Raw genomic sequence first — 17,569 nt, 5'->3', positions numbered from 1 at the left:
TTTTTTATTTTTTGTATGTAATGGAATACTTTTCCTTAGCCATTGTCTCACATAACTATGCGTTCAAAGAAAATTTTCTCAAGTCTACAATTTGGTTCATGTAGTACACTATTTATATAGTCATTCTTTAACTTGGTGTATATTTTATTTCGTTAATCTACTATTTTAAATTAGGAGATGAGATATGTATGTGTGGAATTACAGGTTGGGTAGATTGGAAAGAAGACCTTTCAAATCAACATGTTATTTTAAAAAAGATGGCAAATAGTATTCAGCATCGTGGTCCGGATGCTGAAGGATTTTGGTTTTCACCTCGCGCAGCTTTTGCACACCGCCGATTAATCGTAATAGATCCTAAAGGAGGAACGCAGCCAAAAACATTTCGTGCTGGTGATTATACGTATGCTCTTACTTATAATGGAGAAATTTATAATTTCCGTGAACTTAAAGAACAGCTTCAAAAATGTGGGCATGCATTTGAAACCCATTCAGATACAGAAGTATTACTGCATGCTTATTTAGAGTGGAAAGAAGACTGCGTACGACATTTAAACGGAATTTTCGCTTTTGCCTTATGGGATGATCAGAAGCAACAATTGTTTTTAGCACGAGATCATTTAGGTGTAAAACCACTCTTTTTTACAGAAAGAAATGGCAGTATTATTTTCGGCTCTGAAATTAAAGCATTACTAGCGCATCCATCTGTCCCTGCTGAAATTGATGCGGATGGAATAAATGAAGTATTTGGATTAGGCTTATTTCGCACTCCAGGATGTGGCGTCTTTAAAAATATTCAAGAAGTACGTGCTGGACATTCTATAACATTTACACGTCATAAAAAAGTAGTTACGAAGTATTGGAATTTAGAAAGTAAGTTCCATACAGACTCTATAGAAGATACATCTTCGCATATTTTATCTATTTTACAAGATACAGTAAAAAGACAATTAATTGCCGATGTTCCTCTCGTTTGTATGTTATCAGGCGGATTAGACTCTAGCGGTATTACTGCACTTGCGGGTAAAGAATTTGCTGCTGAAAATAAAACACTTCATACGTATTCTGTTGACTTTGTAAATAGCGCAAAAGATTTCGAACTGACATTTGCTCGAACTGGTCTAGATGCCCCTTGGGTAAAACGTGTTTCTGAACATGTAGGAACATCGCATCATGACATTATTGTGAATGCTGAAGAATTAGCAAATCACTTATTCGTTCCCCTTCATGCAAAAGATTTACCGAGTGCTGGTGAAATGGAAACTTCACTATATTTACTATTTTGCGAAATGAAAAAAGATGCGACCGTAGCTTTATCCGGCGAATCGGCTGATGAAGTATTCGGTGGATATCCTTGGTTTCATCAAGAAGAACTACTATATGTAGATAAGTTTCCTTGGCTAACAAATTGGAAAAATACATCTCCTCTTCTACTAAATGAAGTAAGTAACCAATGTAATCTAGAAGACTATATTGATACACGATTCCAAGAGGCGATACTTGAAGTACCTACTCTTGAAGGCGAAAGTAAAAAATCCGCGAAACAACGTCAAATGTTTTATTTATTTTTAACAAGATTCCTTCCTTTCTTACTTGACCGTAAAGATCGCATGAGTATGGCTGTTGGATTTGAAGTTCGTGTACCGTTTTGTGATTATAGATTAGTTGAATATTTATGGAATGTTCCTTTCAACATAAAAAGTATTGATAATATTGAAAAAGGCATTTTACGTAGAGCACTACAACCAGCTTTACCTGACGATGTACGCAATAGAAGAAAAAGCGCTTATCCAACTTCACAAGATCCACTCTACTTACAAACAATCCGTAATTTAACACTTGATATGTGTAACAATAAAAACAATCCTATTTTCTCACTTATTAACCATTCCATCTTACTTTCAATTGCTGATCAAAGTAATAAAGAGATTAACAATTTTGAGGCAAGAAGTGCCATGGAGTATATGCTACAAGTAAATGAATGGTTAAAAACATATCACATCCATATTGCTTAACAAAAAGGAGTTCAAGGATAAAAACCTTGAACTCCTTTTATATTAATTAGCACATTGTTTATTATCAGTATCAATAGACCATCCAATAATCGTGGCACAATCTCTACCTTTCCACTGCAGTACATTTGTTAATACTGGCTCAATCTGCAAGCTATTTCCGTCATGTAATATTTCTACTAAAGATTGCTCATCATCAAACCTTCGTTTATCACACTCTAAAATACCGTCCGTTGCCATTACAATGTGATTCATTCCTTTTTCTAATCCTCTTACACCTGACGTAAAGCAAGGTGTATTTGCTGCAAAAATATTTTTCCTGCCAATATATTCGTAATTCTTCCGTTTATTTAATCGTCCTTTTCCATTTTTCGTTTTCTCAGAATGGAATAAATACGCGAAACAATCACCAACTGATAACCAATATAAAAATTCCCCTTTTCGTAAACAAATTAAGCAAGCGAGTTCCTCATCATCTTGATCACACTTTTTAATAAATAACTCATCTGTAAATAACGCTAATAAGTACATATGTGTATGATGGAAAGCTAAATGTATTGGATATGAGAATAACTCTTTTAGTTTTTCTTTTCTTTCCGAAATCGCTTCTATTATATAATCTATATTTTTTGTTTTGTGATGTGTATCAAAAATCATAACAAATTCAAATTGTAATTCAGGATCCCACCAAGCCAGCACCGCATCTCCTCGTTCATATGCATCACTCTCTTGATTTCCCCCATATACGCCGACTGAAAGAGGACCACATTTTTCAACATGTATTTCATCTACATACATCTGTTCATGACTAATCCATTTGAATGTATTCACAGCTATCATCCTCTCTCTTGCTAAATGTATACCTTTACACATAGATTACCTTATATTTCAATAAAAATAAACTTTTTCAACATTTTTTATCCAAATAAAAGGATTTTATTTCTAAAACAACGAATATATCTTACTATACGATATAAAAAAGGGGATTTATTATTATGAACAACATTAATCAACATTGGGAGAGCATTTATTATCACTTACGATACGAATACGAGGACAACCTTTCCCACCAAGCAATTCGTATTTTACAAATCGTTTCTCGTGAGAAAGATATAACAATTGGAAAAGTCGCTACTGAACTTAGTCTTTCTCATAACACAGCGTCTGAACATATAAAACGCCTTATTCAAAAGGGTTTCATCGTTAAAGAGAGAAATAAAAAAGATGAAAGAGTGGTAAACCTTACATTAACAATTGAAGGAATTGAAGTATTAGAAAAACATACTTTACTAGATAAAGAAAAGATAAAAATATTAGAATTACAGTTATCAAAAGAAGAACAACAATTAATTGAAAAAGCATTTTCGTTATTAGCGAAGGAGGCAAAATATGCATTTCCTCGTTAAAGTAATCGTTTCGGCACTTATTATCGGCATTATCACTGAAGTCGCTAAACATTACAGTACGATAGGTGGCTTTATTGCTGCCCTTCCTCTCGTGAGTTTACTTAGTTTATTTTGGATTTCATTCGAAGGCGGAAATAAACAAGAATTGAGTCAATTTGCTTTAGGGGTATTATATGGATTCCCCGCATCAGCACTACTATTATTTATTGTCTATATTGGTTTAAAAAATTCATTTACACTTAGTACATCTGTCCTACTTGGTATAGGTGTTTGGTGTATCGTTTTTGCTTGTCAAAAATTATTTCAAGCTTAGGAGGAATTAACATTCATAAATTTGTAGAAATAATGGGGCAAAATATAGAAGTACATATAAAAGGAGATGGTAAACAAACTGTAGTCATTCAAACTGGAATGACTTGCTCATTTTATGATTGGTTTCCTATTATAGAAAAGCTTTCAGAGCACTTTACAGTTGTTTCATACCATCGCCCAGGTTACGGAAAAAGTGATTTAGGCAATCAGCCGCGTACAATAAGGCAAGTTACAAAAGAGCTACATATGTTACTAAACAAACTAGCTATTCAAGAACCATTTATTCTAATCGGTCATTCCTATGGAGGATTATGTGCACAACATTTTGCGATGTTACATGAAGATAAGCTGCAAGCACTTATTTTAGTTGATTCTACTTCGATGAACTTACACCGTTTAGATGAACTTCATTTACCAATTTCTGATCAAACTGATTCTGATGATGTTTGGTTTCAAAAATATAATATATATTCCAAAATGGATGTAGACACACTTTATAATGAACTAAAACCTATTCTCACCGATCAATCAAAACAGCAAATTGAATTCTCTACCTCGCCTTCATTATATAAAGCGACAGCTTCTGAACTATCGGAGTGGAAAAACTGTGCTCTCTCACTAAAAGAGCTATGTAAAACATTAGAAATACCATTAATCGTTATCGGTAGAGATCCTCAATATTCTATTACTCAATTGACTAATGGCGGCATGCCAAAAGAGGAAGCAATACAACTTGAAGCAATGTGGCAAGAACTAATTCACGAACAATTACACCTCTCAACTAACAACCAATATATTCTTGCCGAACATGCTAGTCACGGTATAGAAAATGATCGACCAGATATTATTATTGAGGCGATTCATTTCTTACAAATAAAAAAAGGAAGCAACTAAAGCTGCTTCCTTACTTATCTATTCATAATCTTCTTCATCATCGATTTCTTCGTAATATGAACTTCCATTACTTACATATATAGGGCCATTCGCAACATCAATACGTAGTACCCACGCCCATGGCACAGCTAAACGTTTATGTATCGCTCGCCAAAAGCTCATTGATTTTCTTTCGTACTCCTGGAACTCCTGAAGTAACTCTTTGTAGGAGGAACCGTCTAACTGAATATTTGCTTCTAACAAACGAGAATGGGCATAGTACTGTAACTCTAGTTCAGCAGCAATTTCCATTTCTTCTTCCGTTGCCATACCAATAATTGTTCCATCTTCTGGTGCAATTTCATATACGTTTTGAACTTCAATAAGCCCTTCTTTCTCTTTCTCAAACATGTAAACAGCCTCCTTTAACATATATTTTTTATGTTACAAAGTCATACTTCTACAATAACTTCTCTCTTTCCTCTTTTTTTGATAAACTTTTACAAAATATTTAACCGATGACCTGTTTTCTCTATTCTTTCAGCAGAAATGAAACGATTTTTATCAAAATTTAATTTATACACATCAGGCATATGAAGTGTTTTCCAAAACTCAAAATCATATTTCGAATTAAAATAATTCATGAGTAATACCATAATATTTCCATGCGTACCTATTACAATATTCTTACCTTCATATTGTTTTAATATATTTTGCATACATATTACAGCGCGCCTTTGTGCGACATCATTCGATTCTCCGCCTTCGTATGCAAAACTCCAATCTTCCCACACATTCTGCATAGCATCATTAAAATTTGATACTGGCTCTGTGCTCAATAATCTTTCACGCAAATCTTCTTCTGTTTGTATTAATAATTTATATGTATTCGCAATTCCTTGTACAGTTTGGATTGCTCTTTTATACGGGCTAGAAATCACAACCTCAATATGTTTATCTTTTAATAAGCGTGTTACATTCTCTGCATCTAAGTACCCTTTTTCAGATAAAGGTCGCTCCCGTTCTTCTTTTGTATAGGTAGAATGGGCATGGCGAACGAAATATATTGTTGTCATTTATTCATCTCCTTTTTCCGTTTCTACCCAAATTCAATACATTACCATCAAATCCCTTTACCTTTATAATAAGTGCTTTCAAATTTAAATGTTGATTTTCATATTAATAAAAGGGAAACACCCCATATGGTGTTTCCCTCATTTAAAATAGACTACATTCAATTAAATACTTTATCAATTTTATTTCTATCGTATTCTAATATCCAATCATTATATGTATTATAAATATCCCTAATTGTATCAGGAGAGGTAGCTAATACATCACAACCTCTATCATCATAAACGTGAAATATAGTATTCTTGTTAACATTTATAAAATACACCCTATGAAAAATACTCGGTTTTATTCCCATATCTTGATTACAAATTGCTTTTAGCATAGGAATGTATGTAAAGTCAGAGATTTTACATTTCAAAGTATATCTATGTGTTTTATATGCTCCATCTTCATCTTCTTCTGGAAAAACATAAGGGATTGTATTTTTCTGTAACTTAAACAAATCGGACTTCTCTTTGACATACTTAGAAAAGATATTCAATTTCTGTTTGAAAATTTCACCATTTGCATAGTCATTTACATCCACTACAATATAAATATCATCTTTTGTTGAATGTAAAGACTGAAATAAAGTAATCGTCCTTTTATAAACGCCTTCTAAATATAGACAATTTTCATAAATGTTATTACAATCATAGTCCACACCTAATCTAAAACGAATACCAATATCCCAATTATAAAATAGAGGTGGTCTAAGTTCTAAATTCGGAAACGTTTCAAGCATATACTCATTCAACCTCATCTCAATACCTACCTTTAATAGCATGTTGTTTACATAATAAAATTATTTTATTATAATTTATTTCTAAACTCTTCATCTGTTATAGCATCTTGAATAAAATAATTTATATTATTTCTCAGCTTTTGATATACAACTTGATCTTCTATATCGTTAAACATAATTACAACTTCTACTTTATTCCCTTTCTTATCTGTAGTATACAAGCTTTTTGTCAATACGAATGCGGTAGAACCACCTTTTTGCCCCGCAAATTCTAACTTACTATTATTAACTGTTCCTTTGAAAACATTCTCGATTTCTTCTTGCATTAATTTAGGAAAATAATTTCTACTATTTATTTTTTCCATTATACTCATATAATCTTTAGCGTTTGCACTCACTAATCGATCTGACCAAATTCGCTGAAATTCCATATCTACCTTTAATGGAATTTCACGTTTTTTCCATTCTTCTTCATCTTTCATCCATTCATGAATTTGTAACACATGTTTATTATACTCATCCTTTGACATGTTACGTATCATTTCTAATGATTGATTTTCTGGCTTATGAAGCTCTTTTTCTACATACCCTCTCATATATAGTGAAGCTGTATACGAAGAGAACTTATCATGACTAGTAAGCTCTAACTCTTTTATACTTTCATTTACTCTTTCTATTCCAAGCTTATCTAACAAATATGTTGTATTTGCGTTAGAACTATAATGAATCATTCCTTTAGCGACTTCTTCTAAAGCGATTTGTCCATTTTTCACTAATTCTCTCGCTTTGGCATCTTCTAACCAGTTAGGATGTGCTCCACCATCAGTATCTTTAACGTAATATTTTTCTAGCTCGTGCAATGAAATTTGTTCATCACGACTTATTTTTCCTTCTGACACTTGCTTAGCAAATTCAACTGCTATTACGATTTTTGCCGTACTCGCTAATGGCAATTTTTTATTTTCATTTATAGATGTTAATATCTCACCATTTTTTCTAATCAGTAATGAACATGTCTCATCGTCTTTATGTTCTTTTATATAGGTTAATACGTAATCAGAATCTTTTTTTGACAAATAATACTTCATTATGACAAAGAAAGCTATAATTGCTACTATAATCACTCCTGCAACAATTCCTATAATCTTTAATATGTTCACAATATACCTCCTCTAACAAATTTCCTTCTATATCATAATTATACCGAACTAAATTACAAAATTATACAAAACAGAATAACTCTTCCTACACATAAAGAATTATTATTTTATTTCACACTGTATTGCACGAAAAAATCTCATGAATATGTCTAACATTCACATAACAAAAAAACATGCTTTCATGATGAGAGCATGTTTTGTGATATTCTTCACATTGTTTCGTTAAAAAATTATCTTTTTATTTACCATGATGTAACATTAAATCACTAAGTTCTTCTTCAATGTGATTTAATTTCGCAACGCCTTCTTTCCATTTATGAATATAACGTGAAACCCCAACGAAAAACAAAACAATAATTGTGGAAAGAATAATACCATATACGATTGCTACAGTACTCATAGTTACACTTCCTTATAATTAGTAATGTGGTTATTAGTTATATTTTTATTATAAACCTTTTTCTTTTAAAATACTTCAATTTCAACTTTTTGTAACAAAATTGATTTTTCTAATATTTCGTTCGTAAAAATGGCATATTTTTCACAAATTATACAAAACTTCACCATATGTACTATTACCATATGAGTTATATTATTAAATAGAATAAAGGGGATGATTACTATGACGACTTGGTTTATTGTAATGTTAGTTGTATTTGGAGCATTTAAAATTATCGTTTCTAGCCTTCCTAACACTGTTATTGAATCCATTATTAGCAAGTACGAAACACATCCAAAACTTGAAGAAGAGAATGTGACTATTACAATTCACGGAAATAACGTAGAAGGCGAACAGAAATCAAAAATTATTCATGATTTTAACGAAGGTTTATTTTTAGATCGCTATTATGCACCACCCCATAATGAAGGCACTCCTTTAATTATCCATGCAAAACGTGGTAAAAAAGATTTCACATTTTATATTTACAGTCATGAAGAGCATGTTGATGTTGTAAAACAATATAAAAAGAAGGTAGTTGCTTATAGTTTACGCTCTAAAAATCTTCAAAATAGTGATATGTTCGTGTCAGCTGATTTGTATAGTGATAATAAAGTTATTGAATTTTGACTAAAAAAGATAAGAGGCTTACTACATTCTATATGCAGCAAGCCTCTTTAAAGCTGTTTCAAATTATATCCATCTGCTTATGTAATGCTTAAAAAATGAATAATAAAGTTGTTTACTTCTTATTGAACTAACGCCCCCGTTAGTTTAAGTGTAACTCTTCACAATTATTTCATATTATATAGGTAAATAGAAAGATAAATTAGAATTTAGTTTATAGTTATAAAAATAAGTTATTTATATCCTTATAATTCTTCAAAAAGGAGAGTGTATGAAAAAGACTATTGTTTTTGTATTAACGATATTTATATTATTCCCAGGATTCGCAACACAAAGTTATGCGTTGTCAGATTCGAAATCTGAGGCAATACAAGCATTGCTAGATGATGCCCGTCGTACATCAGGTGTGCCTGGAATGTCAATCTCAATACTTGCTGATGGTGAAGTGTTCTACTTTTCTTCTGGGTATGCAGATCTTGAAAAGGGATTGTCTGCAAGTGAAAATACACTCTATGAGTTGGCCTCGGTGAGTAAAGCTTTTACTGGTATGGGGATTTTGCTATTGGAAGAGCAAGGGCTGCTATCAATGACTGACCCTATCCAAAAATATTTACCTTGGTTTACGTTAAAGTATCAAGGTAAACCTGTTGATATGCAAAACCTTACACTAAATAACTTTCTTCACCATACCAGCGGCCTAACAAATATTAGACATACTCAAAATATTCCACAAGGTAATACGCCTGATATGTTGCAAAAGACTGTGGAAACGCTGGCAGATGCAGAATTGGCGTTCTCTCCCGGTGAACAATATAAATATGGAACCGTTAATTATGACGTATTGGGTTTGGTTATTGAGATTGTATCACGACAAAGCTATGAAGACTTTATGAAGGAACAGGTACTTCTACCCTTAGGTCTTCACCAGACGTATGTTTATAAAGAAGATGCTCAAGCCACTGGACAGTTAGCACAGGGCTACCGTTCTTCCTTTTTTATAACAACTCCATTTAACGCTCCGGATTATGCTGGGAATAAACCTGCCGGCTATATCATTTCTAATACAAAAGATATGGCGCGTTGGATGGGCATACAGATGGGTATCGTGCAGGACATACCCGAAATATTTCACAGGGCCATCGAAAAATCACATAGGGGTGATATGTCTGTTTCGGCTGTCAATGATATGTATTATGCGGCAGGTTGGTCGGTAAACGCCGAACAAACGTTTATAGAACACACTGGGGGTAATCCAAATTTTAGTACCAAAGTAGCCATACTGCCAAATGAAAGAACAGCCATCTGCTTACTGAGCAACGGCACAAATACCAATATAAACCTGGTACTAAAAGTTAAAAATATATTAAGCGGCAATCTAACTCAGTCATACGAGATAAGCGGCACACAGCTTTTGGACATCATTTTGTCGTCTACCACAATTATTCTTTGCCTATTAGCCGTTCTGTTATTTTTCTTAGGATTAAGAAAAAGGAAAACGAATGAGCAGCAGCCAATGACAAAAAAGAGAACAATCGTAACAATTATTTTCCTAATCGCTACGATTGCCCAGTGTATAATGTTTTTTGCCTTCGATTGGTCAACGATACTTATTTGGCAAACATATAGTGTTCTTACAGCTTTAATTTCGTCAACATTATTAACAGCAAGCATTACTTGGTTTGTATATACTCACCGATTAGATGCCTCGGTCCGAAAATAAGTATAATGTTAAGTAAATAAATCCTAATTTATCGATATTTTTAATTAAAAAAACAGAAGACACCTCGGTGTCTTCTTTAATGTCATCGACACTTCTCCTAGTTAAACCCACTTGCTATTTCTTCCACTAACCTGCCTCGTTAGTAGAAGAAGGATTTTTAAACAACTATATTATTTTTTAAATGACTTTATTGTAAATTAAACAACTTTATTATCTCTGTACATGATTTAGCTTAATACTCATATATAAAAAGGAATCCATGGCATATGTATTCCTTTTTACTATTTACTGAAAAATAAGCTCTGTCTTTAAACTATCTTTCGGTAACAACCAGCCTTTTTTCTCTAAACTCGCCATTAATAATTCCCTTTTTTTTGTCGCAATACTTTCTTCATTTGTTTTAAATGACACTTCTATTACGAAGTCATCTTCTAATTTCCCAGTATTACTTAATGGCCAAATTTCAATATTTGCTTTTATGTTTTCAAACTCTCCTGTATATCGCTTCATTAATACAGGACCGTAAATACGGGAATTCTTTAACATCTCTTCTCCCCAATTTGTATACAACCATTTGTTCATTTTCCCTGGTAATTTTTCTATTAACATGTTTTGAGCAGCTTGTTCATTTGGTAAATCAAGTATCCCATATCCTTTAGCACTGTAACTTTTCTTATTTGAAATGCTTAATGTTTTCTTCTCAAATCCCCAATCTATTTCCGCCTCATAACTATCCGTATTACTATCGAATCCTTCTTTTTTAGCTACTTCTAGTGCATCTTGAATTACACCATTTTGAATAGGATATCTTTTTTTATATGTTAGTTCAAAATCTTTACTAAATTCTTTCTTTCGAATTCTAGCAAACCAACCTTCATCACTTAAACTTTTATTTGCAGTATCTAAAAATTGCACTTGTATTCTTTCATATTTTGTACCAGCCTGGAAATGTTCTAGCACCTCTTGCTTCATCTCTTTGTTATAACCTAATACTTGTTCTGGCTTTAATAATAACTTCACTTCAAAACTAGGTTTCATTGGACTAGCAGTAAACCCTTCCTTAACGTTATAAAGGAAACAACAAAAGAAAATGCTTACGAATACAAATACTTTTTTCATATACCTATCCCCTTTGTATTTTAAATGACTTCTATACGTTCCATTGCAAGTGAATATACATTTTCATATCCTGCTGTACTTAGCTTTTGTTGTAATCGATCTGTATCCTCTTTCAAAGCGTGCACTAGCACCGTATGTTCTGGTAATAATGTATTTAACATCTCTTTAACGTCTCTTATACTTTGATGAACTTTATACGCAACTCGATTCACCCTACATGTACTCCTTACAGGTTCTTTCATAACTTTTTCTGCAAAACTCCCTTTCGCAATATGCCCAGTAAAAATAACGGCATTCCGTTTTTCATTCCGAAGTTGTTCATAATATAACTGCGCTCGTTTCGTTTGCATATTCGCATCACTCATTACAACTATTCCGTAACTATTTTGCATACTAATATCATTATCCATCACTATTATGTTTCTTTTTAAACTCTCCATAATCCATTTAAATTCTTCATTATTTTTTATCCAATCTTTATATACGAACATCTCTTCAAATCCAGCCAAGATTTCTTTATCTACTATAAGCGGAAATTCTTTATATCGTTCATATAAATACAATACTATATCTTGCGCCCTACCAAGTTGTGGCAGCGGTAATAATGCTATTCCTTTATTTTGCATAACTCGTTCAATTTCTGCACATAGATCGTCTAATCTTTCATTTTGCGAAACATCATCTGTGTGATAAGCGGCATCCACAATTGCGACTTTTATATTATGGCCCAATTTCTCAGGTAAATTAGCTCGTAGTATATTAGACTCTGCTGAATAGTCGCCTGAATAAAATACGTATGTATTACACATATCAACTAAAAACCAAACAGCTCCCAATACATGCCCACTATATCCCCATTGAAACCGCAATGTAGGAGTAATTTGTACCCATTCATTTGGATTACTAATCTCATCAATACATACATAATTTAAATCTTTTATGTGTTGGTCGCTATAAGGTAAATCCCACCCTTGCATCACATTATAGTTTCTCCATTTTTCATAATATAACGGCAGTTGCTCCTTCGTATAACGAGTCGTCCAAATTTTTTTCTTATAGCCATACTTCGCTAATAAAGGTAAACCCATCGTATGATCTTCATGGATATGTGATAAAAATACCGCATCTAAAAATGGAACAGCTTCTCTCTCTATTTTTGGATAACTATCCTCATAAGATCGATTAATACCACAATCAAATACTATTTTCACCTCTGTATTTTTTACAAAATAGCAGGAGCGACCGTACTCTCCTGCTCCTCCCCACACTTCCACTCTCATCATGCTACCCCTTTTCGCTTTTGCTCCATATGTTGCAGCAGTAATAAGCACATTGTTGTAAGTCCAACAGAAACAACGGCCATCGCCATGCCTATAGATACTTCACCCTGTTCAAATTGAGCAAAAATAAACGTTGCTGACGTTTCTACTGATGGAGGTAATACGAGAAGCGATGCTACTAACTCTCTTATCGAAATTGTAAATGTCATCGCCCATCCAGCAAGAATACCCGGGATAATAAGAGGCAATATTATTTTTCTAAAAATATAAATATAATTTCCAGAAAAAACACTTCCTGCCTGCATGAGAGAATCATCAATTTGTCCCAGTGATGATTTTACATATTGCACCGTGTAAGGTAAAAACAGAACAACATACGTTACGATAACCATGATTGGTGTATTGTAAATTGACAGGGGCATATATGGTGAATTCCAAAATAGAATAAGACCTACAACCATAACGATTCCTGGTACCATATTCGGTAACATACCGCACATATCAAGCCATTTTTCAGAGGTTTTTTTCCCCTTTCGAATCATAAGTGCCAAAAAGACTCCAATCATTACCGCGATAATCGCTGTTACGAGTGAAAAAAGAAAACTATTCCATAAAGCCTCTAATCCCGGAGATCCTATTGTAAACAATGCCTCATAATGGCTTGTTGTAAAGTTATTTACATGTAAACCGCCGCCTCTTAATTTTGACAAAGAAGCAATAAGTATAGAAAAGTATGGAATTCCAATTGATACGATTAATAAACCAATTACATACATCCATGCTACAACGCGCGTAAATATAGACAAAGTATATCTTTTAGATTTCACACCTTTTCCACTAACCATTGCATATGAATACTTTCGATTCAATACATTTTGCATATACCAAATAAGCATACAAGCACTAAGTAATAAAGAAGATAATGCTGTTGCACTACTAAAATCAATTGGCCAACTCGAAATAAATTTATGGATTTCTGATGTTAACACGTGGAATCCTATTCTACGTCCAAATGTAGCCGGTGTTCCAAATTCAGCAATCGTCTTTACGAAAATGAGTAAAGCACCCATTACATAACTTGATACTAATAACGGCAATATTATTTTTCTTAAACGATAGAAAAAACTTCCGCCATGAACTGCTGCAGCTTCTTCTTTACTACTCCCAATCTGAAGTAACGTGTTTTTCAGCATGAAATAAAGGAATGGGAATAAATGCAGACTCATAATTAAGACCATACCTCCTAAACTAAAAAACGATGATGAAACTGTCTTTAGCATCGGAAAAAATTGTTCGAAATAGCCGTTAGGTTGCATGAACAAAATCCAGCCCATTGATCCAATATACGGCGGTGTCATAAATGGAATCATAAAAACAATATCTAACTTACTATACTTTCCTACATCTGTTTTGCTCATAATAAACGCCAATGGAAATGCAAATATTGTAGCTCCTATTACAACGAGTACACCTAGAAGCAGCGAATTCAGAAAAATCCCAGCTAATTCACCACTCTGTATCACTTCAAAAGGCTTTAAAAAGTTCCAACTGCTATTTTCATATATACTAGAAAATAAAATAAGAAAAAGGGGAATGACGATTAACATCGCCACAAGCAATAACGCTACCGTCATTCCAACTTGTCTTACTGATACGAATCGATTTACCATGGAATCACCATCTTATTGAAATACTTTCTTAAATTGTTTTCCTATTTCATCTTGCTCTTTCTCAACTGTTTTCCAATCAATATTTAATACTGGAATCTCTTCTACATTTGGTCTATTTTCAGCTTTTATATCTGTTCTACCAGGCAATAAATACGCTTTAGAAACTTGTTTTTGTACATCATCGGATAATAAATAATCAATAAACTCTTTTGCGCCTTCTACATTTTTACTATCCTTCATAATCCCCGCTGCGCGTGGACTAATAACTGTTCCGCTTTTTGGATATACGATATCAACAGGTTCACCCTTTGCTTTTGCGCTGTACGTCATATAATCAACACCCGCAATTACCATATCTTTCGCACCTGTTACAACTGGGTCTAACGCTTCCTGATTTGCTCCTGCTACTGTAACTTCATTTTTCTTAAGTTGTTCAAATAAATTCCATCCATCTTTTCCATTCTTTTTCACATATCCAGTTACAAAGTCTAAAGCTGAACCTGAAAGTGCTGGATCTGGAAGATTCACTTTTCCTTTCCATTCCCCTTTCGTTATATCGCTCCAATCTTCAGGCGCTGTCTTCACATTTTTTGTATTGTACACAATCCCTAATGCTGAAGCACTATACCCGAAATAATGTCCTTTATCATCTGACCATTCAGAACGCAGCTTATCAGCTTGTTTCGCTTCTTTATAAGCTAACGTTTGACCCTCTTTCTTTAATCCTTCCATCGCTGGTAATGATGCAAGTACGACTACATCAACGACTGGATTTTTCTTTTCAGCTTCCATTCTCGCTAAAATTTTACCAGTTGTCCCTTGAAACATTTCCACCTTTATACCAGTTTTCTTTTCAAAGTCTTTTTGAATTTTTTCTGCTAACCCTTTTGGCCCTGCACTATATACAACAATTTTCTTTTCAGTCGTATTTTTACTTTTTGCATCTGCATTGCCTGTCTTTGAACTACACCCTGTTACTACAGCCGAAAATAATAAAGTACATACAAATAAAGACTTAAGCGAACTGAATTTCTTCATATGATTCTCCCCCTATATGACGAATACATTTTTTTGGCACATATAACGATACTGGTTTACCGATGCTTAATTTACTATTGTGATAAGCTGTCCATATTCCGAGTGCCCCCATGTTTACTTTTATTTCATACCGTTCTCCTACATATGTAACGTGCTTAATTTCACCTGTATACATTTCGCACACTTCATTTTTCGTCCAGCTCACATGCTCTGGACGAACCATTTTTTTACCCTCTACAAGCCAATTCGCCTTACCAACAAATTTGGCAACAAATTCATGAGACGGTTTCACATAAATATCTTCCGGTGTTCCTTTTTGTAATACTTCTCCTTGTTTCATGACAATAATTTGGTCTGACATTGACATTGCTTCTGTTTGGTCGTGAGTGACATACAGTGCAGTTAAACCAATGGAATGAACGATATCCATAAGCTCTATTCTCATTTCTTCTCGCAAAATTGCATCGAGTGCACTTAGCGGTTCATCAAACAAAATAAAATGAGGTTTTGTTACAATTGCTCTAGCGAATGCGACACGTTGTTGCTGTCCACCAGAAAGTTCGTGTGGATACCTTTTCTCCATACCTTGCAGGCGAACTCGCTTTATCGCATCTTCTACTTTTTCTCGCAATCGATTCGTTTGCTTTGTAGCTCTTAAACCAAATGCAACATTTTCAAAAACAGTCATGTGCGGCCATAAAGCAAAATCTTGAAATACCATACCGATATTCCGTTCATGAGGAGATGTCTTTATCTTTTTTGCAGCAGAATACATGCACTGGTCTCCAAAATATATTTCTCCCTTATCCGGTTCTTCAAGCCCTGCTATCATTCTAAGTAAAGTCGTTTTTCCACACCCCGAAGGTCCTAAAAGTGTAGTGAATTCCCCTTGTTTCATTACAATCTGCAACGTCTTTAACGCCTGTATTTTTCCAAATGCCTTTTCTAATCCACTAATTGTAATATCCATTGCTTCACCTCTCTCCCCTCATTCTTAACCTGCTTTCATTCTATATGGAAGATTTATACTGAATGTTAATGTACTGTAAAGATTAAATTAAAAAACTTCTAATAAACTATTTATTTCTATAGATTTTTTCTATAGTTAAAATAAAAAAGGCGGCAATTCATAATGAATCTCTTAAAATTAGAAATTGTAGTACTTATTAAGAAATACAAAAAGCTTACAATCGTTGCAGAAAAACTTGGCGTTAAACAACCAACTATTACATTTCATATAAAAAGCTTAGAAGAAGAACTCGGTGTATCTCTATTCGAATTACGTTCTGGAAGGTATTTCTTAACAGAGGCTGGTGAGGCTTTGCATCATTATGCTTCTAAAATAGATGCACTTATGAAAGAAGCTAGACGTGTCACGCAAGAGTTTAAAGATTTTCATAAAGGTGCTATAACAATCGGCGCTAGTTATGTACCAGCGACTTATCTTTTGCCAGAAGTCGTTCATCAATTTCAATGTGAATTTCCCAATATAAAAATAACGCTACTAGTGAAAACAGCCCCTGAAATTCGAATGATGCTACAAAATCACGAAATCGATCTTGGGATAATTTCCGCTGCTCCATTTGATGAACCACTTTTAAAACAAACGAATATAATGCCCGATACACTTGTTCTTGCCTTTTCCAAAGAACATCATTTTTCAAAGAAAGACAATGTATCGTTACAAAATATCGAAAAGGAACGCATACTATTGCATCGTAATCCATCTACAACGAGAGATTTACTTACACAATGGACGTTGGCGCACAACATTACATTCCAATCTGAAATTGAATTAGACTCATTAGAAACGATGAAACAAATTTTAAAATATGGTAATGGAATTGCCTTTATTTCTAAACTTGCTATCGAGCAAGAAATACAACGAAATGAGCTATGCTATATACCAATCCCTGAATTTGAATTTCAGCGTAACATTTATACGATTCATCATGAGGACAGATGGAATTCTAAAATCATTTCTTTTTTACTACAGAGCATCACTTCATTTGCAACAAAAAATTAAAAGGCTGTCGTTATGCACGACAGCCTTTCAAA

The 17,569-nt window shown here is 33.6% G+C and carries 19 protein-coding genes; 7 read left to right on the top strand and 12 right to left on the bottom strand.

Going from position 1 to position 17,569, the window contains the following annotated elements:
• The first annotated feature begins 188 nt into the window (after positions 1-188).
• Complete coding sequence (gene asnB / locus H6481_RS19220) at positions 189-2,012, top strand: asparagine synthase (glutamine-hydrolyzing) (protein WP_182812846.1); 1,824 nt, start codon at positions 189-191, stop codon at positions 2,010-2,012.
• A 42-nt stretch (positions 2,013-2,054) separates the two neighbouring features.
• On the opposite strand, the gene H6481_RS19215 is transcribed toward asnB, so the two are convergent.
• Complete coding sequence (locus tag H6481_RS19215) at positions 2,055-2,882, bottom strand: protein phosphatase 2C domain-containing protein (RefSeq protein WP_120460509.1); 828 nt, start codon at positions 2,880-2,882, stop codon at positions 2,055-2,057.
• 122 nt (positions 2,883-3,004) lie between these two features.
• On the opposite strand from H6481_RS19215, the gene H6481_RS19210 reads away from it, so the two are divergent.
• Genes H6481_RS19210 through H6481_RS19200 form a run of 3 tightly spaced genes read left to right on the top strand, consistent with a single transcriptional unit; the run spans position 3,005 to position 4,621 of the window.
• Complete coding sequence (locus tag H6481_RS19210; RefSeq protein WP_001059783.1) at positions 3,005-3,415, top strand: MarR family transcriptional regulator; 411 nt, start codon at positions 3,005-3,007, stop codon at positions 3,413-3,415.
• Positions 3,399-3,728 carry a DUF3147 family protein gene (locus H6481_RS19205; RefSeq protein ID WP_000545616.1) on the top strand — a complete coding sequence of 110 codons (330 nt, stop codon included), beginning with the start codon at positions 3,399-3,401 and terminating at the stop codon, positions 3,726-3,728. The genes H6481_RS19210 and H6481_RS19205 overlap by 17 nt, the downstream gene beginning before the upstream one ends.
• Positions 3,689-4,621, top strand: a complete 933-nt coding sequence (locus tag H6481_RS19200; protein WP_065483061.1) for an alpha/beta hydrolase — start codon at positions 3,689-3,691, stop codon at positions 4,619-4,621. The genes H6481_RS19205 and H6481_RS19200 overlap by 40 nt, the downstream gene beginning before the upstream one ends.
• Positions 4,622-4,639: 18 nt before the next feature.
• Here the strand turns inward: H6481_RS19200 and H6481_RS19195 are convergent, their stop codons facing one another.
• From H6481_RS19195 to H6481_RS19170, 6 genes are all read right to left on the bottom strand, one after another.
• On the bottom strand, positions 4,640-5,011 hold the full coding sequence (locus H6481_RS19195) for a hypothetical protein (RefSeq protein ID WP_000461779.1): 372 nt from the start codon (positions 5,009-5,011) through the stop codon (positions 4,640-4,642).
• Between the two features lie 89 nt (positions 5,012-5,100).
• Entirely contained in the window at positions 5,101-5,676 is a 576-nt protein-coding gene (locus H6481_RS19190; RefSeq protein WP_120460511.1) for a histidine phosphatase family protein, read from the bottom strand.
• Between the two features lie 158 nt (positions 5,677-5,834).
• On the bottom strand, positions 5,835-6,458 hold the full coding sequence (locus H6481_RS19185; protein ID WP_065486054.1) for a DUF3885 domain-containing protein: 624 nt from the start codon (positions 6,456-6,458) through the stop codon (positions 5,835-5,837).
• 68 nt (positions 6,459-6,526) lie between these two features.
• Positions 6,527-7,618, bottom strand: coding sequence for a serine hydrolase (locus tag H6481_RS19180; protein WP_182812843.1), 1,092 nt, complete (start codon positions 7,616-7,618; stop codon positions 6,527-6,529).
• A 238-nt stretch (positions 7,619-7,856) separates the two neighbouring features.
• On the bottom strand, positions 7,857-8,018 hold the full coding sequence (locus H6481_RS19175) for a hypothetical protein (RefSeq protein ID WP_000108701.1): 162 nt from the start codon (positions 8,016-8,018) through the stop codon (positions 7,857-7,859).
• 65 nt (positions 8,019-8,083) lie between these two features.
• Complete coding sequence (locus H6481_RS19170; RefSeq protein WP_002011946.1) at positions 8,084-8,200, bottom strand: hypothetical protein; 117 nt, start codon at positions 8,198-8,200, stop codon at positions 8,084-8,086.
• Between the two features lie 40 nt (positions 8,201-8,240).
• Here H6481_RS19170 and H6481_RS19165 point away from each other — a divergent pair, with 40 nt between their 5' ends.
• Together H6481_RS19165 and H6481_RS19160 are read left to right on the top strand one after the other, a co-directional pair.
• The gene (locus H6481_RS19165; protein ID WP_000214587.1) at positions 8,241-8,687 is read left to right on the top strand and encodes a YfmQ family protein; all 447 of its coding nucleotides are present in this window, start codon (positions 8,241-8,243) and stop codon (positions 8,685-8,687) included.
• A 268-nt stretch (positions 8,688-8,955) separates the two neighbouring features.
• Positions 8,956-10,404, top strand: a complete 1,449-nt coding sequence (locus H6481_RS19160) for a serine hydrolase domain-containing protein (RefSeq protein ID WP_078994775.1) — start codon at positions 8,956-8,958, stop codon at positions 10,402-10,404.
• A 285-nt stretch (positions 10,405-10,689) separates the two neighbouring features.
• Here the strand turns inward: H6481_RS19160 and H6481_RS19155 are convergent, their stop codons facing one another.
• The 5 genes from H6481_RS19155 to H6481_RS19135 are packed head-to-tail and all read right to left on the bottom strand — an operon-like array spanning position 10,690 to position 16,481.
• Complete coding sequence (locus H6481_RS19155; RefSeq protein ID WP_182812842.1) at positions 10,690-11,523, bottom strand: hypothetical protein; 834 nt, start codon at positions 11,521-11,523, stop codon at positions 10,690-10,692.
• Positions 11,524-11,543: 20 nt separating this feature from the next.
• Positions 11,544-12,806 carry an MBL fold metallo-hydrolase gene (locus tag H6481_RS19150; protein ID WP_182812840.1) on the bottom strand — a complete coding sequence of 421 codons (1,263 nt, stop codon included), beginning with the start codon at positions 12,804-12,806 and terminating at the stop codon, positions 11,544-11,546.
• On the bottom strand, positions 12,803-14,473 hold the full coding sequence (locus H6481_RS19145) for an iron ABC transporter permease (RefSeq protein WP_182812838.1): 1,671 nt from the start codon (positions 14,471-14,473) through the stop codon (positions 12,803-12,805). The genes H6481_RS19150 and H6481_RS19145 overlap by 4 nt, the downstream gene beginning before the upstream one ends.
• 12 nt (positions 14,474-14,485) lie before the next feature.
• Positions 14,486-15,511, bottom strand: coding sequence for an ABC transporter substrate-binding protein (locus H6481_RS19140; protein WP_000714686.1), 1,026 nt, complete (start codon positions 15,509-15,511; stop codon positions 14,486-14,488).
• Entirely contained in the window at positions 15,489-16,481 is a 993-nt protein-coding gene (locus tag H6481_RS19135) for an ABC transporter ATP-binding protein (protein WP_182812836.1), read from the bottom strand. Before H6481_RS19135 ends, H6481_RS19140 begins: the two co-directional genes overlap by 23 nt.
• 162 nt (positions 16,482-16,643) lie before the next feature.
• Here H6481_RS19135 and H6481_RS19130 point away from each other — a divergent pair, with 162 nt between their 5' ends.
• Positions 16,644-17,537, top strand: coding sequence for a LysR family transcriptional regulator (locus tag H6481_RS19130; protein WP_043936912.1), 894 nt, complete (start codon positions 16,644-16,646; stop codon positions 17,535-17,537).
• The last annotated feature ends 32 nt before the right edge of the window (positions 17,538-17,569 follow it).

Source organism: Bacillus sp. ME78, assembly GCF_903970865.1.
Lineage (GTDB): Bacteria > Bacillota > Bacilli > Bacillales > Bacillaceae_G > Bacillus_A > Bacillus_A cereus.
This window is presented reverse-complemented; position numbering and strand designations above follow the sequence as displayed.